27 protein-coding genes are annotated in these 26,973 nt (G+C 52.5%); 9 read left to right on the top strand and 18 right to left on the bottom strand.

The genetic code is table 11. The features are described 5' to 3' along the window. Positions 1–105: 105 nt before the first annotated feature. Both bamD and V8L73_RS05600 read left to right on the top strand, forming a co-directional pair. The gene (gene bamD, locus V8L73_RS05605; protein WP_347254325.1) at positions 106–837 is read left to right on the top strand and encodes an outer membrane protein assembly factor BamD; all 732 of its coding nucleotides are present in this window, start codon (positions 106–108) and stop codon (positions 835–837) included. 175 nt (positions 838–1,012) lie between these two features. Continuing rightward, a complete protein-coding gene (locus tag V8L73_RS05600) occupies positions 1,013–2,191 on the top strand; it encodes a pyridoxal phosphate-dependent aminotransferase (protein ID WP_261831167.1) in 1,179 nt (392 codons plus the stop codon). Between the two features lie 93 nt (positions 2,192–2,284). Here V8L73_RS05600 and V8L73_RS05595 read toward each other — a convergent pair whose 3' ends face one another. From V8L73_RS05595 to V8L73_RS05585, 3 genes are all read right to left on the bottom strand, one after another. Then, positions 2,285–3,547 (bottom strand): MFS transporter, encoded by a 1,263-nt coding sequence (locus tag V8L73_RS05595; RefSeq protein ID WP_051155617.1) that lies wholly within the window; start codon positions 3,545–3,547, stop codon positions 2,285–2,287. 81 nt (positions 3,548–3,628) lie between these two features. Beyond that, entirely contained in the window at positions 3,629–4,282 is a 654-nt protein-coding gene (locus tag V8L73_RS05590) for a bifunctional 4-hydroxy-2-oxoglutarate aldolase/2-dehydro-3-deoxy-phosphogluconate aldolase (protein WP_027273912.1), read from the bottom strand. A 35-nt stretch (positions 4,283–4,317) separates the two neighbouring features. Then, positions 4,318–5,112 carry an IclR family transcriptional regulator gene (locus V8L73_RS05585; RefSeq protein ID WP_036023559.1) on the bottom strand — a complete coding sequence of 265 codons (795 nt, stop codon included), beginning with the start codon at positions 5,110–5,112 and terminating at the stop codon, positions 4,318–4,320. 190 nt (positions 5,113–5,302) lie between these two features. Here V8L73_RS05585 and V8L73_RS05580 point away from each other — a divergent pair, with 190 nt between their 5' ends. Further along, the gene (locus V8L73_RS05580) at positions 5,303–5,869 is read left to right on the top strand and encodes an AAA family ATPase (protein ID WP_347254324.1); all 567 of its coding nucleotides are present in this window, start codon (positions 5,303–5,305) and stop codon (positions 5,867–5,869) included. 89 nt (positions 5,870–5,958) lie between these two features. Here V8L73_RS05580 and rplS read toward each other — a convergent pair whose 3' ends face one another. The 5 genes from rplS to V8L73_RS05555 all read right to left on the bottom strand — a co-directional run bounded on the left by rplS (position 5,959) and on the right by V8L73_RS05555 (position 9,608). Beyond that, positions 5,959–6,318: a 50S ribosomal protein L19 gene (rplS, locus tag V8L73_RS05575; RefSeq protein ID WP_027273915.1), complete on the bottom strand. Its 360-nt coding sequence runs from the start codon at positions 6,316–6,318 to the stop codon at positions 5,959–5,961. A 53-nt stretch (positions 6,319–6,371) separates the two neighbouring features. Continuing rightward, the gene (trmD, locus tag V8L73_RS05570) at positions 6,372–7,121 is read right to left on the bottom strand and encodes a tRNA (guanosine(37)-N1)-methyltransferase TrmD (RefSeq protein ID WP_027273916.1); all 750 of its coding nucleotides are present in this window, start codon (positions 7,119–7,121) and stop codon (positions 6,372–6,374) included. 52 nt (positions 7,122–7,173) lie between these two features. Continuing rightward, the gene (gene rimM / locus V8L73_RS05565; RefSeq protein WP_036023561.1) at positions 7,174–7,704 is read right to left on the bottom strand and encodes a ribosome maturation factor RimM; all 531 of its coding nucleotides are present in this window, start codon (positions 7,702–7,704) and stop codon (positions 7,174–7,176) included. A gap of 21 nt (positions 7,705–7,725) precedes the next feature. Continuing rightward, positions 7,726–7,974: a 30S ribosomal protein S16 gene (rpsP, locus tag V8L73_RS05560; protein WP_027273918.1), complete on the bottom strand. Its 249-nt coding sequence runs from the start codon at positions 7,972–7,974 to the stop codon at positions 7,726–7,728. A gap of 218 nt (positions 7,975–8,192) precedes the next feature. After that, entirely contained in the window at positions 8,193–9,608 is a 1,416-nt protein-coding gene (locus V8L73_RS05555) for an amidohydrolase family protein (RefSeq protein WP_347254323.1), read from the bottom strand. Between the two features lie 191 nt (positions 9,609–9,799). Here V8L73_RS05555 and V8L73_RS05550 point away from each other — a divergent pair, with 191 nt between their 5' ends. Beyond that, a complete protein-coding gene (locus tag V8L73_RS05550; protein ID WP_347254322.1) occupies positions 9,800–10,924 on the top strand; it encodes a M20 family metallopeptidase in 1,125 nt (374 codons plus the stop codon). Between the two features lie 52 nt (positions 10,925–10,976). Here the strand turns inward: V8L73_RS05550 and murP are convergent, their stop codons facing one another. From murP to ffh, 4 genes are all read right to left on the bottom strand, one after another. Beyond that, positions 10,977–12,434 carry a PTS N-acetylmuramic acid transporter subunit IIBC gene (gene murP / locus V8L73_RS05545; RefSeq protein WP_347254321.1) on the bottom strand — a complete coding sequence of 486 codons (1,458 nt, stop codon included), beginning with the start codon at positions 12,432–12,434 and terminating at the stop codon, positions 10,977–10,979. Positions 12,435–12,450: 16 nt separating this feature from the next. Continuing rightward, positions 12,451–13,356, bottom strand: a complete 906-nt coding sequence (gene murQ / locus V8L73_RS05540; protein WP_347254320.1) for an N-acetylmuramic acid 6-phosphate etherase — start codon at positions 13,354–13,356, stop codon at positions 12,451–12,453. A gap of 173 nt (positions 13,357–13,529) precedes the next feature. Further along, positions 13,530–14,387 (bottom strand): SIS domain-containing protein, encoded by an 858-nt coding sequence (locus tag V8L73_RS05535; RefSeq protein ID WP_347254319.1) that lies wholly within the window; start codon positions 14,385–14,387, stop codon positions 13,530–13,532. Positions 14,388–14,417: 30 nt separating this feature from the next. Then, a complete protein-coding gene (gene ffh, locus V8L73_RS05530) occupies positions 14,418–15,776 on the bottom strand; it encodes a signal recognition particle protein (protein WP_027273923.1) in 1,359 nt (452 codons plus the stop codon). Positions 15,777–15,934: 158 nt separating this feature from the next. On the opposite strand from ffh, the gene V8L73_RS05525 reads away from it, so the two are divergent. Together V8L73_RS05525 and V8L73_RS05520 are read left to right on the top strand one after the other, a co-directional pair. Then, on the top strand, positions 15,935–16,726 hold the full coding sequence (locus tag V8L73_RS05525) for an inner membrane protein YpjD (protein ID WP_347254318.1): 792 nt from the start codon (positions 15,935–15,937) through the stop codon (positions 16,724–16,726). Positions 16,727–16,952: 226 nt separating this feature from the next. Further along, positions 16,953–18,239 (top strand): CNNM domain-containing protein, encoded by a 1,287-nt coding sequence (locus V8L73_RS05520; protein ID WP_347254317.1) that lies wholly within the window; start codon positions 16,953–16,955, stop codon positions 18,237–18,239. A gap of 58 nt (positions 18,240–18,297) precedes the next feature. On the opposite strand, the gene luxS is transcribed toward V8L73_RS05520, so the two are convergent. The 5 genes from luxS to yqaB form a co-directional block, all read right to left on the bottom strand. Continuing rightward, positions 18,298–18,807: an S-ribosylhomocysteine lyase gene (gene luxS, locus V8L73_RS05515; protein ID WP_347254316.1), complete on the bottom strand. Its 510-nt coding sequence runs from the start codon at positions 18,805–18,807 to the stop codon at positions 18,298–18,300. 149 nt (positions 18,808–18,956) lie between these two features. Then, complete coding sequence (locus V8L73_RS05510; RefSeq protein WP_347254315.1) at positions 18,957–19,613, bottom strand: hypothetical protein; 657 nt, start codon at positions 19,611–19,613, stop codon at positions 18,957–18,959. Continuing rightward, positions 19,582–21,144 carry a glutamate--cysteine ligase gene (gene gshA, locus V8L73_RS05505; RefSeq protein WP_347254314.1) on the bottom strand — a complete coding sequence of 521 codons (1,563 nt, stop codon included), beginning with the start codon at positions 21,142–21,144 and terminating at the stop codon, positions 19,582–19,584. Before gshA ends, V8L73_RS05510 begins: the two co-directional genes overlap by 32 nt. A gap of 71 nt (positions 21,145–21,215) precedes the next feature. After that, positions 21,216–21,644, bottom strand: a complete 429-nt coding sequence (locus tag V8L73_RS05500; protein ID WP_347254313.1) for a YqaA family protein — start codon at positions 21,642–21,644, stop codon at positions 21,216–21,218. Continuing rightward, complete coding sequence (gene yqaB, locus V8L73_RS05495) at positions 21,641–22,207, bottom strand: fructose-1-phosphate/6-phosphogluconate phosphatase (RefSeq protein ID WP_027273930.1); 567 nt, start codon at positions 22,205–22,207, stop codon at positions 21,641–21,643. The genes V8L73_RS05500 and yqaB overlap by 4 nt, the downstream gene beginning before the upstream one ends. A 327-nt stretch (positions 22,208–22,534) precedes the next feature. Here yqaB and pagP point away from each other — a divergent pair, with 327 nt between their 5' ends. From pagP to V8L73_RS05480, 3 genes are all read left to right on the top strand, one after another. Continuing rightward, complete coding sequence (pagP, locus tag V8L73_RS05490; RefSeq protein WP_051155618.1) at positions 22,535–23,095, top strand: lipid IV(A) palmitoyltransferase PagP; 561 nt, start codon at positions 22,535–22,537, stop codon at positions 23,093–23,095. Between the two features lie 163 nt (positions 23,096–23,258). Further along, entirely contained in the window at positions 23,259–24,368 is a 1,110-nt protein-coding gene (gene chaA / locus V8L73_RS05485) for a sodium-potassium/proton antiporter ChaA (protein ID WP_027273932.1), read from the top strand. 173 nt (positions 24,369–24,541) lie between these two features. After that, a complete protein-coding gene (locus V8L73_RS05480; protein WP_347254312.1) occupies positions 24,542–25,576 on the top strand; it encodes an NADP-dependent oxidoreductase in 1,035 nt (344 codons plus the stop codon). Between the two features lie 53 nt (positions 25,577–25,629). Here the strand turns inward: V8L73_RS05480 and V8L73_RS05475 are convergent, their stop codons facing one another. Further along, a complete protein-coding gene (locus tag V8L73_RS05475; protein WP_036023567.1) occupies positions 25,630–26,865 on the bottom strand; it encodes an Nramp family divalent metal transporter in 1,236 nt (411 codons plus the stop codon). Between the last annotated feature and the right edge of the window lie 108 nt (positions 26,866–26,973).

Raw genomic sequence — 26,973 nt, 5'->3', positions numbered from 1 at the left:
TTTTAACGGTAATGCCGTTTAAAATAATATGCTATTGTATCTGTTACTTCTCAGAAGCTGAAAGGATAGCTTCTGAAACTACACTCTGAGGATAATCAAAGCGTCATGATGCCTATGAAAAAGTTAATGGCTGCGGCCATAGTAAGCCTGACATTGGCTGGCTGCTCATCGGACAAGGTTCCCGATACTCCGCCAGCGGAAATGTATGCAACCGCCCAGGAAAAGCTGCAAAGCGGTAACTTTCGTGGCGCTATTACCGAATTGGAAGCATTAGACAGCCGCTATCCGTTTGGCCCTTATTCTCAGCAGGTGCAGCTTGATCTTATCTACGCCTATTACAAGGCCGATGAACTGCCCCTCGCTCAGGCCACCATCGATCGCTTTGCGCGCCTAAACCCGACGCACCCGAACATTGACTACGTCATGTACATGCGCGGACTTACCGATATGGCGTTCGACGGCAACATGGTACAGGACTTCTTCGGGATTGACCGCTCCGACCGCGACCCGCAGCACGCTCGCGCCGCGTTCAGCGACTTCACCCAGCTCGTTCGCCGCTTCCCGCAGAGCGCCTACGCCAATGACGCGCAGAAGCGTCTGGTGTACTTGCACAACCGTCTGGCCAACTACGAGCTTTCCGTCGCGCAATATTACACTAAGCGCGGCGCCTATGTCGCCGTCGTTAACCGCGTTGAGCAAATGATGCGCGACTATCCCGATGCACAAGCCACTCGCGACGCGCTACCGCTGATGGAAAACGCCTATCGTCAGATGAATCTGGTCGCTCAGGCTGACAAAGTCAAAAGAATTATAGAAACCAACGAAGTCAAGTCGTAATCGCCGGTTTTCTACTCTAAACGGCCGCAGCAACCGCGGCCGTTTCTATTTCTGCTGTTCCACTCTTCCCCTGCCTTACGCGCGTCGTTTTCCCTTATTTACATCATTCAGAAAACCGGATAACTTACTCAGATACCGATTTATTTGAATAATAATTCACTATAGGGCAAATAATATGGACAGGCGAACGCTACTTAAATCTTCCGGTCTGCTGCTAGGCGGGCTCACTCTGGGGCAGTTAGTAACCGGCACGGCGCGGGCGAGTCAGGGAACTCAGGCAGCTAACCAAACGCCCGTGTTGCCCACACCAACGAAAGAACAGCCGCTGCTGCTAAACTTTAACGAGAATTCGCTGGGCATGTCGCCTAAGGCGCATCAGGCGGTGATTGATGCGCTGCCCCAGGCCTTCCGCTACCCCGACGCGGCCAGAGAGAAGCTGATTGAAAAAATCGCTCAGTTACACAAACTCCAGGTTTCCAACCTGTCCTTAGGAAACGGATCGTCAGAGTCAATTCAGGCTGCCGTTCAGATGGGGATCTATCAGGCGCAGAAAGCCGGTAAAAAAGTTCAACTGATAGTACCCGATCCGACCTTCAACTACGCAGAGCTTTACGCCTCATCCCTCGGCGTCAGCGTGGTCAAAATACCGCTCAACGACAGGCTGGGATTTGACGTTGACGGGTTGAAGAAAGCGGCAGAGGCGTTTGACGGCGTGTCTATCGTTTATCTGTGTAACCCAAATAACCCGACGGCGACCATTACGCCAGCCGCGCAGCTGGAGCCCTGGATTGCAAGCGCATCGGAAAATACGCTGTTCATCCTCGACGAAGCCTATGCTGAATTCGTCACGGACCCAAGCTTTCGCAGCGGCATCGAACTTGTGTTAAAAGAGAACAAAAAGGTCATCGTCACCCGTACGTTCTCAAAAATCTATGCGCTCGCAGGATTACGTATTGGCTATGCGGTTGCCCATCCGGACGTAATTGCACAAATTGAAGCCTTCATGTCTCTCGACAACACCAACGCGGCCGGCGCCGTTGCCGCATTGGCTTCACTGGAAGATAAAACCTTCTTGACCATCAGCCGGACGTCGGTTGACACCGCGCGCAAAATCGTCACCAACGCGTTGGATAAGCTGGGATTAGAGTATCTTCCTTCACAGGCAAACTTTATCTTTCACAGGGTTCCCGGCGACGTAAAAACCTATCAGCAGCGCATGAAGGAATATCACGTTTTCGTCGGCCGTGAATTCCCGCCGGCAACCGGTTGGAATCGCCTGACGCTGGGCACACCGGAAGAAATGACCACCTTCGTCAGCGTGCTTAACGAGTTCCGCGCCAAGGGCTGGGTATAATTCTCTCGGTAACGGTCGCATTATCAATAGCGAAAAAAATGGGTTATGGCTGTTAACGCCATAACCCATATATAGCACGCCTCTTAGCTATCGCTATTTCTCATCCGGCTTTTTCAGGAAGAAGCCATAAGAAATCGCACCAACCAGCAGCAAACAGGCGCCAAGGATGAAAACGTTTCCAAAGCTGCCTGTCTTATCCAAAATAACGCCGGTCACGATAGGAGCCATCGCCGCTCCTAAAAATCCGCCGAAATTTTGAATTGCCCCCAGCGAGCCAACCTGATTGCTTGGCGCAACGTCAGCAGCCAGGGTCCAGATAACGCCCGACGGCAATTGAGATGCAAAATATCCGATGGACAGCAGAACAATGCTGAGCACCGTATTATCAATAAAGGCGATTGGCGCTACGGACGCGGCGGCAATAACGGCGCCGCCAACGATGGGAATTTTACGCGCATTAATCGGCTTTATTCCCTTCCTGATGGCATAGTCAGAAATAATGCCGCCAAGCAATACGCCAATAATTCCACAGAAGAAGGGAATAGAGGCAATCCAGCCCATTTGCTTTAATGTAAAGCCCTGTTCACGCTCAAGATAGCTGGGTAGCCAAGTCAGATAGACCCAAATCGTGAACATGATGCCGAAGTTACCCAAAATCATAAACCAGGTGACTTTTTGCTTAAGCAAATCCCCCCAGGACGCTTGCTTAACTGAAGACGACTTGGCGAGCTGCTCAGCCTTCGCTTCTTCTTCGCCTTTGATTAGCAGCGCTTCTTCCGGCGTCGGTTCGCGATAAATTTTTAACCACACGAGCATAACCAACAGGCCGAAAACGCCGACGACGACAAACATGCCGCGCCAGGTCATGGTTAACATCAAAATGGTTAACAAAGGAGGCGCTATCGCATTAGCGATTTGCGAGCCCGTATTGATAATAGAAACGGGAACGCCGCGCTCTTCTTTTGAAAACCAAGTCTGCGTAGCCTTTAAGCCGGAGGTAAAGAACGGTGATTCCGCAACGCCTAAGACTACGCGCATCGCATAAAACATCGAATAGCTATTTAAGAAACCGCAGGCAATGGTGACGATGGACCAAAGGCCCGACGCCCAAGCAAACATCTTTTTCGGCCCAAATTTATCAACCAGCCAACCGGCGGGTAAATTGGCAAGAGCATACGGCCAAAGAAAGGCCGATAATAAAAAGCCCATCTGCGTTTGGGATAAACCAAATTCTTCGGAAATTGTTGTATTGGCAATACTTAAGTTGGATCTATCCAGATAATTAACAATAGCGCCAACAACTAATAAAATGACAAAACCCCACCTCAAGCGAGGCTTTTGCTTTATTAATGTCATGTTATATTCCTTTAAATTACAGGTAAGAATATATCTCGATGTTATCGAAATATATTTATTAATTATTCAAAGTTAGAAATATTAAAGACCGCTTTTCGCCTTCGCTATTGCTGCCAGGAAGGTCTTTGCTGCTTGAGTGACCTTACTATAATCGTTATCTTTTTGAGCCGCCTTAGTGATATAGCTTGCCAGACCAACGCAAATAGCCCCGGCCGCAAACCATTCGGATACGTTTTCCGGCGTTACGCCGCCCGTGGGCGAAATAGGCGCGTGCGAAAGAGGGGCCATAATGGATTTAACATATGCAGGGCTTAGGAACTCTGCGGGAAATAGCTTCACAATATCCGCACCGGCATCCAGCGTATTTTGGATCTCCGCCGGAGTAAAAGCGCCGCTCATTGTCACGACCTGATAGCGATTAGCCATTTTTATCATTTCAGGATTTAACTGCGGGCTAACCAGCAGCTCTGCGCCAGCGCGAATTGCCGCATTGGCCGTTTCACCGTCGAGAACGGTGCCTGCTCCAATCAGAATACCCTGTGATTTATATTTATTTGATAAGTATTTAATAACGTCAAGCGCATTAGGAACGCTCATCGGTATTTCCAATACTGTAATACCGCCTTCAATTGCCGCTTCGGCAATTTTAATTGTTTCTTCTTCATTATCTAATCTGACAATTAGCACCGCGCCAGAATCGATAATTTTTTTCATATTGTTAAACTTGGTATACATCAGAGTCTCCTGAAGTGTTCATTTCTTATCACTAATTACAACAAATACGGTTTATGCCCCGTAAAGCCCAATTTTCTGGATATCTGCATCGCGGTTTGAGTCACAAGCTTTGCGATTATTTGCTCTTTTTCTTCAGTCATTCCGCTATACAGGCTAGCAACGCTGCATGAAGCAATCGGCAGATTGGTATGGTTATAAATAGCCGTACCTATGCAGTACATTTCCAAATTATCTTCGCGATCGTCAATCGAGTAACCATTTTGACGAGTCAGATTGGCGTCGCTCAGTACGTCCGTTAGGTTGGTTTTGGACAACGGCGTTTTTGTAGGGTAAGGCTCGCTGCCAAGCAGTTGAGCAATCTTGCGGTCGGGGAAAGCCGCAAGCAGCGCCTTCCCTAGCCCCGTAGTGTGCAGGTGGCGCGCAGATCCCAGCTTAGCCGTAGGCCTCATGACCGAGTGGCTTTCCGCTTTATCCAAATAGACGATTTTACCTTTGTCTTCCATCCCCAGAAAAACGGTGCTCCCGGTTTTCCTATTCAGCTCTTGTATAAAAGGCTTGGCAATATCAACCACGCTCAAATTGCTCACAACGGCGCTGCCGATTTCAAAAGCCAAGATGCTAAGGCCATAAGTCTTATTTATCGGGTCTTTAACTTCTACAATTCCCTTATAAATTAAAGTTTGAACCAATTCAAAGGCGCTGCTTTTGGGTATTTGCATCATTTCGCAAATATTGTTAAGCGTTAACGCCTTGTCACTACCGCTAAGCAAAAGTAAAAGATCGATAACGCGCTCAGCGGATTTATTAATTTTTTCAGGCTTAGTCTTCATATTTAGTTCACATATGCGAATTGTGATAGGTGTTCAAATATTTGAGCCAAAAACTTCATTTAGCATACCACAGCCACTATTATACGAATTACACCGTATAGACTATTTGTACAAAGTACATAGCAGTTCACATTAAGGGTTCGCATATACGAATTATGTTCGCATATGCGAATTTACATCGAGGAACATCGTGGCTAAAGTTATTTTTTTAATTGGAGCGGCCGGCTCTGGTAAGTCGACAATCGGCAAACTGCTAGCGTCAAAGCTAAACTACAGCTATCTGGATAAAGACGTCGTGTCGAATCGCTTTACCGGTAAGCTGCTTGTCATGCAAGGACATGCGCCTACTGACAGAGATGGATGTGATTTTTACAAGAACGAAGTTATGCCGCTAGAGTATGAAACCTTACTGCATCTCGCGGGAGAAAATCTCAAATTAGGCAATTCTGTGGTCCTTGATGCGCCCTTTTTAGGCTATTTCTCCGACCCCAATTTTGTTAAAAACAGCATTGCTGAATACGGCTGGAGTCAGGATGTTGATGCCAACGTTCTTGAAGTCACTGTGAAGCCCGAAGTGCTAAAAAATCGGATTATCACACGCAACAATGCCCGCGACGCCTGGAAGCTGGAAAACTGGGATGCGTTCATTCAAAGCATCCTGGAAAAGAAATGCCTTTGGGACGGCGTTAACTATATTCGATTTGATAATAGCGGATCGAACGTCGATGAAGCACTTCTATATAGCTACTTCAAATAGCCGAAGTTAAAAAGACAACCCCGCTTCGCGGGCACATGAAAAAGGGCTTAGCATTGCTAAGCCCTTTGTATATCGCTTTTGGATGTCGCTTAAGCGCTGGCTTTGGCAAGACGCTCTTTGATACGAGCTGACTTACCGGCACGCTCACGCAGGTAGTACAGTTTAGCCTGACGAACGGCACCGCGACGCTTAACGGTAATGCTGTCAACCACTGGAGAGTGGGTTTGGAATACGCGTTCTACGCCTTCGCCGTTAGAAATCTTGCGAACAGTGAATGCAGAGTGCAGACCGCGGTTACGGATAGCGATAACCACGCCCTCGAATGCCTGCAGACGTTTCTTGCTGCCTTCAACGACCCATACCTTTACTTCCACGGAATCACCCGGACGGAATGCAGGTACGTCCTTCTTCATCTGTTCTTCTTCAAGTTGCTTAATAATGTTGCTCATAATATCTCTCTTACCCTAGGTAAACTGAAACGTCGGGAACACAACGTTACCCGTTAGTCTTGCTGTGCTTCATATTCCTTTTGGAACATGGTCAACAGCGCTGCTTGCTCATCAGTCAGAGCTAGGCTTTTTAGAAGCTCAGGTCTTCTAAGCCAGGTTCGGCCCAACGATTGCTTTAGGCGCCAACGGCGAATGTGTTCATGGTTGCCCGAAAGCAGCACTTGCGGAACTTCCATGCCGTCTAACACCTCAGGTCGAGTATAGTGCGGGCAGTCTAAAAGACCGTCAGCAAACGAGTCCTCTTCGGCCGACTGTTGATGCCCCAGAACGCCCGGAATAAACCGAGAAACTGAATCAATCAACGTCATCGCGGGAAGCTCTCCGCCGCTGAGAACGTAATCACCAATGGACCACTCCTCATCGACTTCGGTTTGAATCACGCGCTCGTCTATTCCCTCATACCGGCCGCAAATCAGAATCATCTTCTCATTTGTCGCCAGCTCGCAAACTCCACGTTGGTCAAGTTTGCGCCCCTGCGGTGAAAGATAAATCACCTTCACCCCTTCGCCCGCTGCCGCTTTTGCCGTGTGTATGGCGTCCCGTAAGGGCTGAACCATCATCAACATGCCGGGACCACCGCCGTAAGGCCGGTCGTCAACGGTGCGATGCCTATCGTGTGCGAAGTCGCGAGGACTCCAGATATTGACACTCAGCAGGCCATTCTTTACTGCTCGGCCGGTTACCCCGTAGTCGGTCACCGCGCGGAACATTTCGGGGAACAGGCTAATAACACCAATCCACATGCTTAACGTTCCATCTATGACGACCGCCCTGCGCAGAGCGCGAGGCACGGAATTAAAAACCGGGATCCCAATCGACTTCAATCAATTGAGCAGCGAGATCGACTTTCTTAATGACTTGTTCATCAAGGAACGGGATTAAGCGCTCCTTTGCGCCAAAAGCATCCTTCAGATTCGCCCGCACGACTAAAACGTCGTTAGAACCGGTTTCCATCATGTCAGTAACTTTACCCAGTTCATATCCGGAAGTGGTGACTACCTTGCAGCCCATAAGGTCTTTCCAGTAGTAATCGCCCTCTTCAAGCGCAGGCAGCTGCTCGCCGTTGACGGCAATTTCGCAATTGGTCAACGCCTGTGCAACGTCTCTGTCGTCTACGCCTTTGAGCTTGACGATCAGATCCTGATTGTGGCGTTTCCAGCTTTCCAGCTCGACGACGCGCCACTCACCGGCCCGTTTGATATACCACGGACGGTAGTCGAAAATGCTTTCGGTCTGCTCGGTGGATGAAAACACTCTGAGCCAACCACGAATTCCGTACGTAGACCCCAGTTTGCCAAGGACTACAGGATTTAACAGCGTGCTCATAATGATTGACACCCGAACAAGTTAAGCTGCTTTACCAGCTTCTTTAATCAGTTGTGCAACGCGGTCAGAAACCGTTGCACCCAGGCCGGTCCAGTGATTGACGCGGTCTAAGTCTAAACGCAGACGTTCTGCTTGACCGGTAGCTACCGGGTTGAAGAAGCCTACGCGTTCGATGAAGCGACCGTCGCGCGCATTGCGGCTGTCGGTCACGACAACTTGATAAAACGGACGCTTTTTAGCGCCGCCACGAGCTAAACGAATTGTTACCATAACATCCTCTTTTGAGTTAATAAAACACACAGACCCCATCGAGGAACGGGGTCTGGTGTCATATAAAAAGCCCGAAAATTTTACTCATTTTGGCGCAAAAAGCAACTTAAAGCGCCCGCGATCCGCGCTTTAATCACAAATAACGCCTCAAATAATGAATGTAAACCTCAGAACTCCGTCCTCCAGGCTCTTAATCATAGCATCGCTGGTTCTAAAGGTCAGCGAGTGGCGCTCATCGCCAGCGGCTTTTGCGACGGGTCAGCCACGCAGGTTTTAATGCCTCTGGCCCGCAGGCTGGCTTCCCCCTTCTCGGTACAGATAATCGTCGTACCGCGCCCGCAAACCAGCCCTTTAAACATCACGACCTCGCCGCCAACGATAGTGGCGACAGGCTGCCGGCTCTCTACGTCCAGTACGGTGATGTCGGCATCCATGCCGATGCCCAGAGTCCCCTTCTGCGGCAAGCGCAGCATACGGGAAGGGTTCCAGGAGGTTTTGATGATAAACTCATCCAGGCTGAGAACGTCAAGAAACACCAGCCCTAGCCCTTTTTCCACCAGCACGTTGCGAGGCAGACAGCCGCCGTCCGTCGACAAACAGTCAACCACAAAATCGCCGGAAGGCCGCTTGGCTTCGGACAGCATAATTCTGGGCATCGGCGGATTCACAGGGAACATGCCGCCCAGCTCGGTCCCGTGTTCACGCCACAGGCGAATGCCTTCTTCGCCGGTCACCCGCACGCTTTCGCTGCCGCCGTTAACAACGCAGCCGACCTTACCGGCCCTGAAGGCCCGCTCCATTCCCTCCTCGGAGGCTTCAAAGCCCAGCTTCTTCAAGCTGTTGCAGGTCACTTTGCTGATAGGCGCGCCATCTTTACAGGCAAGGCTCGTGCCGTTAAGCGGCGAAATATAGGACTCGCTATAAATATTGGGATTATTCACCAGAAGCGAAATAGCCTCCTGCGCCTCTTCCAGTTCAGGATTAATCGCGCCGCGGCAGTAGCTGTTGATATGGGCAAGATGGAGAAAATGCCCGTCCGCCATGGCAATCGCTTCTCGCATGCCTTCAATGTTGGAGCCGTGCTCCGTCGTTCCGGCATGCCAGGCGACGTATCCTCCCTGACGAGCGATTTCAGCAATCAGCTTCGCGGAAGCGTCCGGCGTTAACGGGTAGTGGCCGCCCAAAAGCTTTACGCCATAGGCGCCGTCGTGCAGGCTTTTTTCAACCAGCGTCTGAACCTCCGAATCTGAGGGCGAAGCGCTGTTAAACGTATAGGGCGGGCTGGCGTACTGTAGGATCGCAACGTTTAACCCTGCGCCGTGCTGCGGGATCGACTGTAGGATGTCCTCCATCGGCCCCGCCATGTCGAGCGTGGTGCAAACGCCCGCTTTCGCCAGCATCGTCTGGCCGTTGTCGCTCCCCCAAAAGGCGCTGACGTGCGTGTGCGGGTCGATAATGCCGGGAATGGCGGTATAGCCGCTCAGGTCAATCAGCGTTCTGGCCTGACTCATGGCGATATCTGGCTCGACGGCGGCGACTTTTCCATCGATAATCGCGATATCCGCCTGACAGTCCACGCCGTTGATTGGATCTTTCACCCAGACGCCTTTTACTACCGTATCGTATTGGTACATGGCTGTTCTCATTTTGTTTATTATTTATTCAGAACAAACTAACAATCGTTTGTCAAAGTCACAATGCAAAGAACGCAGGCGCCATGCAAAACCGACATCGTTTGCAGTGCATAAGGGTTGTTTTCGGCTTTTTTTTCACTCCTCAGAGGGATATGCTTGGAACCTCATCCTAAAAAATGAAGGTAAAAACCATGTCCACCATTCTTACTTACCTGACTCAGCACCAACACGACATCTTGGCCGATCTGGAACGTTTGGCCGGCGCTGAGTCGCCTTCTCACGACAAGCGGGCCGTGGACGCCTGCGGTGAGCACGTTCAGGCGCTGTTCGCTGACTATCTCGGCGTAAAAGCGGAAGTCTTCCCGCAAACGGAATACGGCAATCACCTGACGTTTGAAATCGGCAGCGGCGCGAAAAAGACGCTTATCATCGGCCATTTTGACACGGTATGGGACATCGGCCGCCTGACGCTCAGGAAAGAAGACGGTAAACTTTACGGCCCCGGCGTTCTGGACATGAAGGGCGGGCTGGTTCAGGCCATTTGGGCGGTTCGCGCATTAAAAGAGCTTAACCTGCTGACCGGAAGGCAAATTCGCTTCTTCTGCAACGCAGACGAGGAGCTGGGCAGCCCAAGCTCTCGCCCGCTGATTGAACAGATTGCTCCCAACTATCAGACCGTACTGGTTCCCGAGCCAGCGACGGCCAATACTGGCGCACTGAAAACCGGCCGTAAAGGCACCGGTCGTTTTTACTTGCACATCAAGGGCCGCGCCGCCCACGCGGGCAACAACCCGGAAGACGGCATCAGCGCCATTCAGGAAATGTCGCATCAAATCCAGTATCTCCACTCGCTGAATGCGCCTGAAAACGGCACCACGGTTAACGTCGGCGTCGCCTGCGGCGGCAGCAAGATCAACGTCGTCGCCGAAGAGGCGAACTTAAGCATCGACGTGCGCGTCACCCGGCTGGACGAAGCGGACAGAATTCATAAGGCGATTTACGGCTCAACGCCCGTCATGGACGGCATCCAGATTACTGTCAGCGGAGGCATGATCCGCCCGCCGATGGAACGCAGCGAAGCTACCGGAAAACTGATGGAAAAAGCAAAAGAGGCGGCGGGCGCCCTCGGCTTTGAAATCGGCGAAGCCTCCGTCGGCGGCGGCAGCGACGGCAACTTTACCGCCGCACTGGGCATCCCTACCCTTGACGGTCTGGGTGCCACGGGCGCTGGCCCGCACGCGGAATACGAACACATTATCATCGACGATCTGGTTAAGCGTTCAGCGCTGCTGGCTGAACTGATCGTTCGGCTTTAAGACAAAAACGCGCCCCTTTTGGGGCGCGTTTGTCTTTCACGAAATGCCGTCATTACGCTAAATCAACGTCCTTAGTACCGAAGAACCACGTAATGATAAAACCGGCAAAATAGGACACCAGCAGCCCGCAGCCGTACACCGCCATACCGGCAAAGATACCGTGGTTTGACGTCATCAGTGGCAGAGCAACAATGCCCGACGGGCCGAATGCGCTGTTAAGCCCCATCGGCAACCCTAAATAGGCAACGGTTCCGATGAAAAAGCCCCCTATCGCGCCGCCGATACAGGCGGTAATAAACGGCTTGATTCTCGGCAGCGTAACGCCGTAAATCAGCGGTTCCCCTACGCCCAAAATGCCGGGGATAATCGCCCCGCGGATCTGCGTACGCAGCACCGAGTCCTTGTGCGCTTTGAAATAGAGCGCAAGCGAAGCGCCAACCTGCCCCGCGCCGGCCATAGACAGAATGGGAAACAGCGAGTTGAACCCCTGCGCATCCATCAGTGCAAAATAAACCGGGATAAACCCTTGGTGGATGCCGAACATCACCGCAATTAAAAACAGCCCGGCCAACACTGCGCAGCCGATCGGGTTGCTGTTCAAATGCAAAAACAGCCAGGACATGCCGTTAAACAACAGGCCGCTAAACGGCATGATGGCGACAAAGGTCACCGTTCCCATGATCAGCAGCGTAATGCCCGACGTTAGGATCATGTCCAAATTGCCGGGGATGATTTTTCTCACCTGCCGTTCGACGTAAGCGCCGATAATCGTCGCGATCAGCACGCCGATGATGTTGCCCTTGGCGACAATCGTCAGCCCAAAGAAGGTTTCCATACCGGAATAAATGCCCGTCGCGGCCTTGGGATCGTAGCCTAAGATAAACAGCGCGGCGATAATCGCGCCGTTCACGCCGGTGCCGCCGAACGCCTGCTGGGCGTTGTAGCCAATCATGATGCTTAAAAAGGCAAACAGCCCTTTGCTGAACACCTTCATAAACGTAATGGCATACAGCAGATTGCCGGTCACCACGCCACCGCTTTGAACCACCGACTGCTCAATCAGCGTCGCAACGCCAAGCAGCAGGCCGGCGGCGATAAAGCCGGGAATCAGCGGGGTAAAAATCGTGGCAAACTTGCTCAGGAAATTGTGGATTGCGCTACTTTGTTTGGACTTCACTTCACGCTTTTTAGACGCCGCTATCTCTTTAAGCGACGCGTCGGATGCCTTCTCCGCGCTTTTGCTTGAAGTCGGCGCCTGCGCTAAATACTCGGCCATCATGTCCGCCGCCGCCTGAGCCTTACCGGGGCCAAGTACTATCTGAAGCTGTTCGTCGGTTTCAATCACGCCCATCACGCCGGGGATCGCCTTAACCTTCGCCGTATCCACCAAGGCATTTTCTTTGAGCGTCAGCCTCAGGCGCGTCATGCAGTTGCCGCTCTTGACCACGTTACTCGGCCCGCCGATAGCCTCGGCGATCTTCGCTATCATTTCTTGGGTTATTTTCGCCATTGCTGCCGTCTCCTGGCTATTTGCGCTCGGCGCTAATCGCTGAACGTATAAATCCGCGATTCTCTTCCAGCGCCGTCTTTGCCCTCTCTGCGGACATGCCGGTCAGAACCATCACTATCGCCGTTTTGCAGTGACCGTTACACTGGGCCAGCGCCGCCTCGGCGTCTTCCCGGCTGCAGTCCGTCGCTTGCATAACGATATTTTTTTGCCGCTCAACCAGCTTGGCGTTAGTCGCCTCTACGTCCACCATCAGGTTGCCGTACACCTTGCCGGTCTTAATCATTGCGCCGGTGGTCAGCATGTTAAGCACCAGCTTTTGGGCCGTGCCTGCCTTCATGCGCGAGGAACCGGTCACCACTTCGCCGCCGACGACTGGCGTAATGGCGATATCGGCAGCCTTGGCGATCGGGCTTTGTGGGTTGCAGCAAAGGCTTATGACCGTCGCTCCTAAAGATTTAGCATACTCCATTGCGGCCAACACGTAGGGCGTACGGCCGCTGGCGGCAATGCCCACCAGCACGTCGCGGGCGCTGAAATTAAGGGCCTTCAGATCGTCTACGCCCATTTCCAGGCTATCTTCCGCATTTTCTACCGCCTTTAGAATGGCCTTATGCCCGCCGGCGATAAGCCCAATCACCTGTTCAGGTCGAGTACCGTAGGTTGGCGGGCACTCGCTGGCGTCCAGAATGCCCAATCGCCCGGACGTCCCCGCGCCGCAATACACCAGCCGCCCGCCGCTGCCGAACGCTCCGGCAATCACATCCACCGCACGGGCAATGTGGGGCAGCTCTTTTTCCACGGCGAACGCCACTTTCTTGTCTTCATCGTTAATGACGCGCAGCATCTCCAGGGTTGAGAGCTCGTCAATGCGCTCGCTGGCCGGATTGCGGCTCTCGGTCACCATTTGGCTTAAATCGATCATGCGGCTTGTCTCCTGCGGATTCGCTTACCTGAATGAATTTTTTATTCAATTAAAGATAGCTAATTATAATAAAATATTCCAAACGGAAAATCGGTAGCGTCAATTTTTATGACGCTATTCACATCGCCAGAAGTTAATGAGGGAAGGAAGAGGAAAAAAGGTAAGGAAAAGCGTCAGAGCAGTATTTTTTTCACCAGCTCGCCGCTTTGTCTGATCAGGTCGTTGGCTCGCTCTCTGTCATGCTGGACCAGCCCCATAAACAACAGGTCGGTAACGGCGTTTTGCGCCGTGCGGGAGGAAATGGAAGAACTGCGCCACTGTACTTCGTCCGCGACGGAATAGAGCACGTAGTCCGCCAGCGGCGCCAGCGCGTTATTCTTTAGCGACGTAACGGCAACAACCGTAGCCCCGCGGGATTTAGCCACTTCGGCAGCCAGCACGACCTCGCGGCGCACGCCGGAGTAAGAGATCGCTATTTGAACGTCGCCCGGCTCCAGCGTTTGAGCGATGGTGAGCTGCACGTGGCTATCGAATTCAGAAAAAGCGGGAATGCCAATTTTTAAAAGCTTATAGGCCAGGTCTTTGGCAATCAGCGCCGAACCGCCGATGCCCGAAATGTGCACCTTGTGTGCCGCTGCAATTTTCTCTACCACCTGGTTGAAGATTTTCGCATCCAGCACGTTCATGGTTTCCCTAAGCGCGCTCTGCTTTTCCAACAGCAGCTTGTTAGCTATCTCTAACAGCGAGTCGTCACCGGTAATCTCGTTGTGCAGGTGGAGCGTCGATTTCTCCGCCTGCTGGTTGCGCCCAAGCTCTTCGCTAATCGCCAGCTTAAAGGCGGTATATCCCTTAAAGCCAAGCTTTTGCGCAAATTTAACGATGCCGGACTGGCTGACGCTTAAGGCGGCGGCCAGCTCCTGAGAGGAAAGCGTAACGAGGCGCTTTGGCGATTCAAGGACAAAGGCCGCAATCTTTTTCTCCGACGGAGAAAACTGCGCCATCCCCTGAGATAGCCTCATCAAACACGTCATAGCATTCCTCTCTCGGTGCTTTAGAGCCGCTTAACGCATCATGCCCGGCGGCAGCATGCCCTTCATGCCGCGCATCATTTTGGCCATCCCGCCCTTTTTCATCTTTTTCATCATGCGCTGCATGTCGTCGAACTGTTTAAGCAGACGGTTAACGTCCTGCACCTGTACGCCGGAACCGGCGGCGATGCGACGCTTGCGGGAGCCTTTGATGATCTCCGGCGCTTCACGCTCTTTAAAGGTCATCGAATTAATGATGGCCTCCATGCGAACCAGCACCTTGTCGTCCATCTGCGACTTCACGTTATCCGGGATTTGCCCCATGCCCGGCAGCTTGCTCATCATGCTGGCCATGCCGCCCATGTTGCGCATCTGCTTAAGCTGCTCCAGAAAGTCCGTCAGGTCAAAGCCGTCGCCTTTCTTAAGCTTACTCGCCAGCTTCTCCGCCTTCACGCGGTCGACTTTACTTTCCAGCTCCTCAATAAGAGAAAGCATGTCGCCCATGCCGAGGATGCGGGACGCAACGCGGTCGGGGTGGAACGGCTCCAGCGCTTCGGTTTTCTCGCCTACGCCCAAGAACTTGATGGGCTTGCCGGTAATGTGGCGAATAGAGAGCGCCGCGCCGCCGCGGGCATCACCGTCAACTTTGGTCAGCACCACGCCGGTCAAAGGCAGCGCTTCGTTGAAGGCCTTCGCCGTGTTGGCCGCGTCCTGACCGGTCATTGCATCGACCACGAACAGCGTTTCGATCGGATTGAGCGACGCGTGCACCTGCTTGATTTCGTCCATCATGGCTTCATCAACGTGCAGTCGACCGGCGGTATCGACGATCAGAACGTCATAAAACTTAAGCTTGGCGTGGGACAACGCGCGGTTAACGATATCGACCGGCTTTTCCTTGGCGTCTGAGGGAAAAAAGTCGGTGTCGATCGCCTGAGCCAACGTTTCCAACTGACGGATAGCCGCAGGACGATATACGTCGGCGGACACCACCAGCACCTTCTTTTTTTGCTTTTCTTTTAAAAACTTCGCCAGCTTGGCTACGCTGGTAGTCTTACCGGCGCCCTGCAGGCCGGCCATCAGGATAACGGCGGGAGGCTGAGCGGCAAGGTTCAGGGCGTTGTTTTCTTCACCCATGGCTGAGACCAGCTCATTGCGAACGATCTTGACGAACTCCTGCCCTGGCGTCAGGCTCTTATTAACTTCCTGGCCTACCGCGCTCTCTTTAACCCTATTAATAAAGTCGCGCACGACCGGCAGGGCAACGTCGGCCTCCAGCAGCGCCATGCGCACTTCGCGCAGCGTGTCTTTAATATTGTCTTCAGTCAGCCGCCCGCGTCCGCTGATATTGCGAAGCGTGCGCGATAATCTGTCAGTTAAATTTTCAAACATCGTTTCTGCCCAACGTAATGATAATCCGCGATCGCGGGGAAAATTTCGGCCAGTATACCATGAAGAAGCCGAAGAACAGTTATTGGTTGGAGGGTAACGCCACTAACGCTATACTGTTTTCACATTTCTCAGTCACATAAAACCAAACTTTAACGACTATGCCTGTTTTCGCCATATTATCACTGATTGCCTATCTGGCCAGCCTTGGGTTGATCGTCCCCGGCTTGCTGAAAAATAAAGGGCTCCACCGCCGCTGGGCGCTGGCATCGGCGGTATTTGCGCTTATCTTTCACGGCATAGCGCTTCAGCAGCGCATCTTTGACGTTGACTACGGCCAAAACGTCAGCCTGCTGAACATGGCCTCCGGCGCCAGCCTGCTTATCAGCGCCATCATGACCTTCGTTGCTTCTAAAGATCGCGGCTGGGTGCTGCTTCCCATCGTGTACTGTTTTTCCATCATCAACCTTGCGTTGGCCAGCTTTACGCCTTGGGAATTCATTTTGCATCTGGAGGGCAGCCCGACGCTGTTAATCCACATCGTTCTGGCGCTGTTCTCATACGCAACGCTCATCATCGCGGCGCTTTACGCCACCCAGCTGGCCTGGATTGACTACCAGCTCAAGCACAAAAAGCTGACGTTTACTCCCGGCATGCCTCCGCTGCTCTCCATTGAGCGCAAGATGTTTCACATCACGCAGGTCGGCGTCATCCTGCTGACCCTGACTCTGCTTACTGGCGTTGTCTTTTTAGAAAACCTGCTCGGCAGGGATAACGTGCATAAAACCGTGCTCTCAACGGCGGCCTGGGTCGTCTATCTCGTGCTGCTTTGGGGACATTTTCGTAAAGGCTGGCGCGGGCGCAAGGTGGTCTGGTTCAGCATGGCCGGCGCGCTGCTGCTGACGCTGGGCTATTTCGGCAGCCGCTTTATTCAAGTGATGTTAGGTCACTAAGAGCCTATCCCAGTAGACGTTATTGGCGCAGACGGTTTGAACACGGACAGCGCGAAAGAACCGGAGCGTACACCTGGTACGTGAGGATGCTGAGCACTGCCCAGGTTCAAAATGGCAAGCAAAATAGCCCTAATGGGATAGGCTCTAAGCCAAAGGCGCTTTATACTTTTAATAGCCCTATCGCTTATACCTTAAACGAGTATACAACCATTGAGGACACAGTTCGGTGGACACCGTATCGACCGGTACGCTTATTATCATTTTGATTGTTTTGGTGCTGATTTCAGCCTATTTCTCCGCGTCGGAAACCGGCATGATGACGCTCAATCGTTATCGGCTGCGCCATCTTGCCAGCAAAGGGAACGAACGCGCCCGGCGGGTGGAAAAGCTTCTGCAGCGCCCCGACCGTTTAATCAGCCTGGTGCTTATCGGCAATAACCTGGTCAACATACTCGCCTCGGCGCTGGCGACGGTCGTCGGCATCCGACTTTATGGCGACGTCGGCGTCGCTATCGCCACCGGGCTGTTAACGTTTGTCATTTTGGTATTCGCCGAAGTATTGCCCAAAACCGTCGCCGCTTTATATCCTGAGCGCGTCGCCTTCCCCAGCAGCCTGCTGCTTAAGCCGCTGCAAACCTGCATGGCGCCGCTGGTTTGGCTGCTCAACGGCATCACGCGTTTTATCATGCGGCTGTTCGGCCTGCGCTCGGACGTCAAAAGCTCCGACGCGGTGAGTAAAGACGAGCTGCGCACCATCGTCAACGCTTCGAATCCTCTCATATCCCATCGCTATCAGAGCATGCTGCTGTCGGTGCTGGATCTGGAAGCGGTCAACGTCGACGACATTATGGTTCCTCGTCAGGAAATCGTCGGCATTAATATTAACGATGATTGGAAAGACATCCTCAAGCAGCTCACCCACTCCCCTCACGGGCGCATCGTGCTCTATCGCGACACGCTGGACGACGCTATCGGCATGCTCCGCGTGCGGGAAGCCTATCGCCTGATGATGGAAAAGAGCGAATTCAACAAAGAGACGCTGCTGCGCGCCGCCGATAAAATTTACTTTATTCCGGAAGGAACGCCGCTCAACGTGCAGCTGGTCAAGTTTCAGCGCAACCGGGAGAAAGTTGGCGTTATCGTGGATGAATACGGGGATATTCAGGGGTTAGTTAGCGTTGAGGATATTCTTGAGGAAATTGTCGGCGATTTCACCACCTCCATGTCGCCAACGCTCGAAGATGAAGTGGTACGCCAGCCCGACGGTTCCGTTTATGTTAACGGCAGCACCAGCATCAGGGACTTGAACAAGGCCTTAGGCTGGCGCTTGCCCACCTCCACGGCGAAAACTGTCAACGGCCTGCTGTTGGAATATCTGGAAGACATTCCTAAGCCGGGGACACACATTGAGTTTAAAAACTACAGCGTGGACATCGCAGAGGTCAGTAATAACATGATTAAGCGGGTGCTTATTCGCCCCAAAAGCGGTACTGCGCCTAAAGAGAAGCGGTAGCGCTCGACTTCGCTTAAAAAAATCCCGCATAACGCGGGATTTTTTCTACATAACCAACCTACAGGCTGGCCAATTTTTCCGGCGGTAGCGCCAGATCGTCGTTTTTATTTACGCCAACCCCGGCGTCAACGACGCGCTTGGCGATATCGTGAGCTTCATCTAGTGAATGCATCGCGTAGGTGCCGCACTGATATTCGTTCAGTTCCGGGATTTTTGCCTGGTCCTGTACGCCCAGCACGTCGGCCATCGCCGCCTCCCAGGCTTTTGCTACCCGCTGTTCGTCCGGCGTGCCGATAAGGCTCATATAAAAACCGGTGCGGCACCCCATAGGGGAAATATCGATAATCTCCACGCCGTCGCCGTTTAGGCGATCGCGCATAAATCCGGCAAACAGGTGCTCCAGCGTGTGGATGCCGCGCTCGGGCAGAATTTCTTTGTTGGGATGACAGAAACGCAAATCAAATACCGTAATGGTATCGCCGTGAGGCGTTTTCATGGTTTTAGCCACCCGAACAGCAGGAGCGGACATGCGGGTATGATCTACTGTGAAGCTATCTAACAACGGCATTTTCGTCACCTTCTAAAAAAAAACGATATTTTTTCACCAAGCCAAGAACCTTTCGGGAAAGCGCGAGTCATATAGTTACAAGAACACTCGTTATCATCCCTCAATTAGAGATGTTTTATAAGGCCACTAGATTGTGGCCTTCCTTTTATCTACTTCTCGCCGCTAATCCTGTCGATCCACAGCTGAATCTTTTTCGCCGCTTCTGGCTGAGACCGGCTGCGAAACTCATCCTCCGGCTCTTGCCAGTCAACGTTCTTTATCAAATAGCAGCCAAAAGCGCCTTCCGGGCTATCCTCCGGATAGTAACCAACGTCAATCGTCCATCTATCTTCGTTCGTCAAAAACTCAAACTGGGCAATATCCTCAAAAAGAAATAGCGGCTTTTCCCAGTCACTCGGGCCAAGCGCCTCAGGGTTCAGCGTCGTAAACCGATTGCCGCGAATGTACCAACCCGCCGGAAATGAAAACGGCTGTAAATCCGGCTGATCGTAAGACGCCAGCGACATAATATTTTCCTCAACTGACGCCATATCTCGACAAACGTAGCTTTTAGAAAACGAAGGCGTCACGTAGCAAATCAGAAAATACCCCTCTTCCTGAGGAAAATTACGCTGAAAATAGACCGTTATCGACTCGGTCGATACCCACGTTCCATCCGCCGCTTTAGAAGCAAAGAGCAGTTTTACAACCTGCTCTCCCTCCTGAAAAACGCTGTCGGTAAAAAGTCGGTATTTCTCAATCCTCCAGCCTGCTCCGATTCTCAGGGGCCACGGCCTAGCGCCGGTTTTGCTCGGCAAGATAGTCATCAAAGCTCACCGTATCCTGCTGTTCCATCTCTTCCTGACGGCGCAGAGAGCCGATGCGTTCAGACTCAAGAACGTCCTCAGTCAACACGTTCAAAGGCTCGGACTGCAAGCTTTGGCGATACTGTTCGGCCAGCGCCAGCCCAAATCGACCGATACCAACGTCCTTCACCGCCTGTAACATTCTGCCGGAGAAAGTTAACTCGGGATCGTCAAACGCGGACACCAGCTTTTTACACACGTTTTGATACAGCGTGTTGCTGTTGCCGCTGTCCAACACTTCCGCAACCCGCATCAGATCGGCGAACAGGGCCTTACCGACGACGTCCAGCGGCTGACGCGCGCTGTCGCAGCCGATGCCGATCGTCTGGCCCGGTTTGCGCCCTTCAAGAATAACCCTGTTCCAATTATAGCGGGTGCACTGCAGCTCTTCGCTGCTCATCATCGGCGCGTCGGCCAGCGTACACCAGATAAGGAACAGATCCAGAAAGCGGGCCTGGTCCGCGTCGATGCCGACGGGCGAGAACGGGTTGATGTCCAGCGCTCTGACTTCGATATATTCTACGCCGCCGCGCAGCAGGGCGTCAGAGGGCGATTCGCCTTTTTTGGTGACGCGCTTGGGCCGAATCGGCGCATAAAACTCGTTTTCAATCTGCAGAATATTGCTGTTAATCTGCTGATAGCGACCGTCTTTCTTGTCGTTCAGCGCTTCAAACTGAGGCGCAGGCGTAGAAATCGCCCTCTTCAGACCCTGAACGTAAGTTTCCAGATCGTTGAAAGTAATCCCGAGGTTACTCTGCGTCGTATTGGTATAGCCCAAGTCGCTCATACGTAAAGACGTGGCGTAGGGCAAATAGCAGGCTCCGCTCTCCAGCTTCTCAAAAGGCAGCTGCGTTTCGCGCCCGTTAATAAAGGAGGAGCAAAGCGCCGGCGACGCGCCGAACAGGAACGGGATCGTCCAGCCGAAGCGGTAGTAATTGCGGATCAGGCGGAAATAGCCTTCGGAGATCTTGTCCTTACCGCTTTGCTCGTCGGCGATGCCTTCACGCGCCTGCCAGAACTCAAGGGGTAAAGAAAAGTTGTAGTGAACGCCGGAAATGGTCTGCATCAGCGCGCCATAGCGGTTTTTCAGCCCTTCGCGATAGAGCGTCTTAAAGCGCCCTACGTTGGAGGAACCGTACTGCGCCAGTTCGATGTTGTCCTCAGAGTTAATGAAGCAAGGCATGCTCAAAGGCCACATCAGTTCGCTGCCCAGTTCGCGGCTCACGTGGCGATAGATATCGCGCAGGAAGGCCAGCGTGTGGTCAACGCTGTCATCAACGGGAGTAATGAACTCCAACAGCGCCTCGGCAAAATCGGTGGTTATCCAGCGGTGGGTCAGCGCTGAGCCTAAGGATGCGGGATGCGGCGTCGTTGCCAGATGTCCCTGAGGGGTAACGCGCAGCGTTTCCCGTTCAATACCGCGTTTAATACCGTTTAAGACATGAGGGTGCGCTTCCAACCAAGACAGCGCTTTCGATACGTCCGGGATCAAATTGACCTCCCGTAATTGGTGTTCATACCACCTGCTGCACAAACCGTTATTCTGATAACTTTCATTCTTTTTCAGCTAAAAAAAGAGACGCTTTTCAGTGTTATCATCATCACTACAACGTAGCGCAATGACTTCCCTGCCAACATAAAAAAAGCTACCGACCACCAGGGTAAACGTAACCAGCCTGCCAACAGACATAACAAATCGCCCATAAAGGGCAACCAACTGAGCAACAGCACGGGCGAACCGTAACGCTGCAACCACGCCGTAGCCAGCGCCAGGCGAGGATGGTGCTTAGGCACCGGAACCAAACGGCCAATCACAACGTTCGTCAGGCCGCCCAGCGTATTACCAACCGCTGCCGTCAAAAGCAATAACTCCGCAGGAGTATCAACCGTCGACAGCAGCGCAACAAAAACAATTTCTGAATTGCCCGGCAGTAGCGTTGCACTAAGAAAGCTGCTGCCAAACAGCGTCAATAAAGATAACGTTTCGCTCACAAAGTTCGCACGTCAACGGCGTCCATTCCCGCCGCTTTCGCCGCCTGAAGCCCTAGCGGCGCATCCTCAAATACGATGCATCCCTCGGCTGTCACTTTCATCAGCGACGCACAGGCTAAAAAGGTGTCCGGTGCGGGCTTATGATTAACGACGTCGTCAGCACCGACGATGGCGGTGAAGTAGTCGCGCAGCCCGACGTGCTGGAGCAGCCTGTCGGCAAAGCCGTGCATGCTGCCGGTGCCTACGGCCATAGGACGTCGGCCTCGGTAATGCTTGACGACTTCAACAATCGGCAGAGGCTTGACCATGTCCAGCACGATCTCCTCGACGATAGCGAACTTCTCCTGCGCCAGCCGGTGAGGGTCCATATCCACCTGATAGCTATCAATAACAAACTCCGCGATTTTCCATGAGGGCGAGCCGTTAAGCGCAATCGCGCCTTCCAGATCAAGCTTCATGCCGTACTTCGCCAGAACTTCATCCCAGGCCTTTCTGTGCCCTTCTTCCGTATCCAGCAGCGTTCCATCCATATCAAAGATAAGTCCCTGATAGCGGTCGTACATAGAAAACCTCGTATTGCGTAACTCTATGAGTAAACGATAAAGGCTACTTTAGCGTAAAACGATGTTGATGTCGCTTACCGCTTTCTGCAGGCGAGGCAAGAAAAGCACACTACGTAACTTTACATAAAAATATCAACGTAATTACAAAATGTTATCACTCATGAATAGGGAAAACGACGCTCTCTTAATGAATTCAAGACCAAAAATCATCTATAATGGCCCCGTTTGTCATGACATTCGGTCTGGGCTATGCCCGAATTACCGAATAAAGCGCTCTTCAAGGGCGCTCAACGATATGGATATCAACAACACAAAGCCACTAACTCTATGAAAGCCACTATAATTACCACTACCGCAGCCGTTCTATTCTCATGCTCTTTCAACGCCTTTGCTGAGGCTGACGTTGAAGGTCCGGGCGTCTGGGATACCATTAAGAGCAACGTGAAAGAAACGTGGAATTCTCCTACCCGGGATCTCTACATTCCCCTAAATACCTGGCACAACCGGGCTATGTATGACAAAGAAAAAACGGACTCTTATAACGAAAGGCCCTGGGGTATTGGTTACGGAGTATCGCGCTTTGACAGCGACGGAAACTGGCATTCCATTTACGCGATGGAATTCCAGGACTCTCACAATGAGATTGAGCCGATCGTCGGATATGGCTATCAGAAAAACTGGTATTTAGGCCAACAGCGCGACTGGCGCTTAGGGCTTGGGTTTACCGCAGCAGTGACCGCGCGTCACGACTATAACTATATTCCAATCCCGCTGCCGCTGCCGCTCTTCTCCATTGAGTATAAAAAGTTCGCAATTCAAAATACGTATATCCCCGGCACGTATAACAACGGTAACGTGCTGTTTACCTGGGCGCGCTGGCAGTTCTAAGTGGCGTTCCATAATTGATAGGCTAGTTAGGCCAATAAGCTAAAACACGTTTGTCTCACTGTTTAACCTATTGGCCTCAAAGTCCCGTGCTTAAAATTCAGTAAGGCCAGCGTAAAGCCTGCTTTAATTATTAAATTAACCTTTCAACTTTTAGAGAGAATTTATGGATCAAACACAGGGTCACTTGGTCGTTAAAACGCGCCACAAAGAGTACTCGCTGATTCTGGCGATGATTGCGATACCGGTTCTACTTTATATGCAGCACACCACCAGCCTTCTAGCTATTACGCTGGTTAACGTTCTCGCTTTGGTCGCAATACTCGGCAGCGCGTTTAGCGTCGTTCGCCACGCCGACGTACTGGCGCACAGGCTAGGCGAGCCTTATGGCTCGCTGATCTTAAGCCTGGCGGTAGTGATCTTGGAAGTCAGTTTGATCTCCGCGCTAATGGTAACGGGCGACACTGGCCCTACGCTGATGCGCGACACGCTCTATTCGGTTCTGATGATCGTCATGAGCGGCCTGGTCGGCATATCGCTACTGCTGGGAGGGCGAAAGTTCGCCACCCAGCACGTCAATCTGGCGGGCATCAAACAGTATCTGACGGCGCTTTTACCGCTGGCGATTATTGTGCTGATTTTACCGACGACGTTTGACAGCGGAACTTTCTCAACGGGCCAGCTCTTCATTGTTGCTCTGCTTTCCGCCGGAATGTATCTGGTTTTTTTGGTCATTCAGACCAGAACGCACCAGAGCCTGTTTATTTATGAGCACGAAGACGAAAGCGACAACCCTGACGATCCCCACGGCAAACCCTCGGCGCACAGCAGCGCCTGGCACGCCGTTTGGCTGGTGGTTCACCTGATTGCCGTTATCGCCGTAACAAAAATCAACGCGCCGATTCTCGAGCACCTGCTGTCCGCGATGAACGCGCCGCCGCAGTTCACCGGCTTCCTGATAGCGCTGCTGATCCTATCGCCGGAAGGGCTAGGCGCCATGAAAGCCGTTATGCAAAACCAGGTGCAGCGCGCGATGAACCTCTTCTTTGGCTCCGTGCTGGCGACCATTTCGCTTACGGTTCCGGCCGTCGTGTGCATTGCGCTTATCACCGACCAGCAGTTGGTCTTCGGGCTCTCGACGTCCAACGCAGTGCTGCTTTCCGGCGTGCTTATCCTGTGCCAAAGCTCGTTTGCGACGGGCAGAACCAACGTGCTTAACGGAACGGCCCATCTGGCCATGTTTGTCGCCTATTTGTTAGTACTGATGATGGGTTGATTTTCCTTTGAATTCCGGTCGGTCTATTGACCGGAATTCTTCACTTCGCCAAAACCGCCGCACTGTCACACATTCACCATCATCCCAAGAAAAAGCTGTCTATTTCCCCCTCGCCGCAGTAGCTTGTCGACTATCATGTTTTTTAATTCTCATCTGAAACAGAGGGTTCTAACATGTCCCAAAATGCCAACGTCAATCGCCGAATCGTTCTGGCTTCTCGCCCCTACGGCGCTCCTACCGCAGATAACTTCCGATTAGAGCAGCAGCCTATTCCTTTGCCTGGTTCGGGAGAACTGCTTCTGCGCACCGAATGTTTGTCTATAGACCCCTACGTCAGAGGGCGCATGAGCGATTCGCCGTCCTACGTTCCCCCGCTGGAAGTCGGTGACGTTATCTGCGCCGGTACGGTAAGCATCGTTGAACGCTCTAATAATCCCGAGTTTAAAGAGGGCGAGCGGGTTCTCGCCGCTGCCGGTTGGCAGGACTATTTTCTCAGCAACGGAGAAGGCCTGCTCAAGCTGGACGACGCCTTTCCTCAGCCCTCCTACGCATTAGGCATTCTCGGCATGCCCGGCTTTACGGCCTATATGGGGCTGTTGGATATCGGCCAGCCTAAGGAAAATGAAACGCTGGTGGTTGCCGCCGCCAGCGGCCCGGTTGGCGCAACCGTAGGGCAAATCGCTAAGCTCAAAGGCTGTCGGGTTATTGGCATCGCAGGCGGTGAAGAAAAATGCCGTCACGTTGTAGAAACGCTAGGGTTTGACGCCTGCCTGGATCATCGCCAGCCCGATCTGGCGCAGCGCCTGGCCTCTGCCTGTCCTGAGGGCATTGATATTTACTATGAAAACGTCGGCGGTAAAGTGTTCGACGCCGTACTTCCGCTGCTGAACGCCCGGGCGCGCATTCCCGTCTGCGGCATGATCTCACAGTACAATGCCACTGCCCTTCCCCCCGGCCCCGACAGATTAAACCTGCTGGAAAGCATCATTTTGAAAAAGCGCATCCGCATGCAGGGTTTTATCATCACACTGGACTACCCCCACCGCTACGGCGAATTTATCCAGCAGATGAAGCAGTGGGTATCCGAAGGGAAAATCAAATACCAGGAGCAGAAGGTAAAAGGCTTGGAAAACGCGCCAGCGGCGTTTATCGACATGCTTGAGGGGAAAAACTTCGGCAAGGTTGTTGTTCAGATAAATAACGAGTAGCGAGAAGCCAAGCTGCTAATAATCCAAGAACTAACCGGAACGCCTTGTTCCGGTTAGACTATCCTAAAAAAGCCCATCAGTAGATAAACGTTCAGCCCCACCACCAGCGTAACGATCGCTTTGCCCACGTTCTGCATCCAGCGGCCGTTGACCATATCCCCCATCAGCTGTCGGTTGCCCGTCAACATCAGCAGCGGGATCAGCGCCAGCGCAATGCCAAAGCTCAAAAATACCTGGCTGGTTATCAAAATGCGGGTAGCGTCCATTCCGCTCATGATCACAATAAGAGAAGGCAGCATGGTGACTACGCGTCGAACCCAAAGGGGAATGCGTACGTGAATAAACCCCTGCATAACGACCTGTCCGGCCATGGTTCCAACTACGGTAGACGAAAGCCCCGCTACAATCAGGCTTAGCGCAAAGGTCACGGCAGCGAATTTGCCAAGCAGAGGCTCTAGCGTAACGTAGGCCTGATCCAATTCACTGATCCCCGTATGGCCGCTAAAGTGAAAAACCGCGGCAGCCATCGCCATCATAGACAGATTAACAAAGCCAGCGATGGTCATCGCGACGGCCACGTCCCACTTGGTCGCGCTATAGCGTTCCTCGCGCGTTCCCTTTGAGTTTTGCGTCAAGGCCGAGTGCAGGTAAATGACGTGGGGCATAATAGTCGCGCCCAAAACGCCCGCAGCCAAAAACACCGCGTCGTTGTTTGCCAATCCCGGCAGCAGCATGCCCTTTGACAGCGCCTTCATGTCCGGAGCGGAAAAGAACAACTCAATAATGTAGGCGCAGGCGACAAACAGTAGAAACGCGCCGATAACGCGCTCAAGCGGCTTATCGCCCCGACTTTGCAGCATGAGAATCAGAAAGGTACAGGCACCGGTAATTAGTGCGCCTTGAAGCAGGCTGACGCCCAGCAGCAGCTTGAAGCCGATAGCGGCGCCGATAAACTCGGCCAGATCGGTCGCGATAGCGATTAATTCAGCTTGAACCCAGTAAAACCAGACCAGCGGACGAGGAAACCTGTCGCGGATGTGTTCCGCCAGATTTTTATTGGTTGCAATACCCAACTTGGCGGAAAACAGCTGAACGACCATCGCCATGATGTTAGCCCATACGACAACCCAAAGCAGCTGGTAGCCAAACGCGGAGCCGGCCTGAATGTTGGTCGCAAAGTTACCGGGATCGATATAGCCGATAGCGGCGATAAAGGCAGGCCCCATCAGAGAAAGCCTGGCCTTTCTCGTTATCTTGCTCGACCGTACTATGGCACTTGAATCAGACATTCTGCGCCTCCTCCCGTTAATCTTTATGCTTAAATGATAATGATTCTCATTACCAATATCAAGAAGGTTATACGTATCGCTCAAAGAGGAGCAATCAACGATTAAACC

The sequence above is a fragment of the Leminorella grimontii genome (assembly GCF_039789245.1).
Taxonomy (GTDB): domain Bacteria; phylum Pseudomonadota; class Gammaproteobacteria; order Enterobacterales; family Enterobacteriaceae; genus Leminorella; species Leminorella grimontii.
Note: the sequence above shows the minus strand (reverse complement) of the source record. Positions and strands in the feature narration are given on the sequence as shown.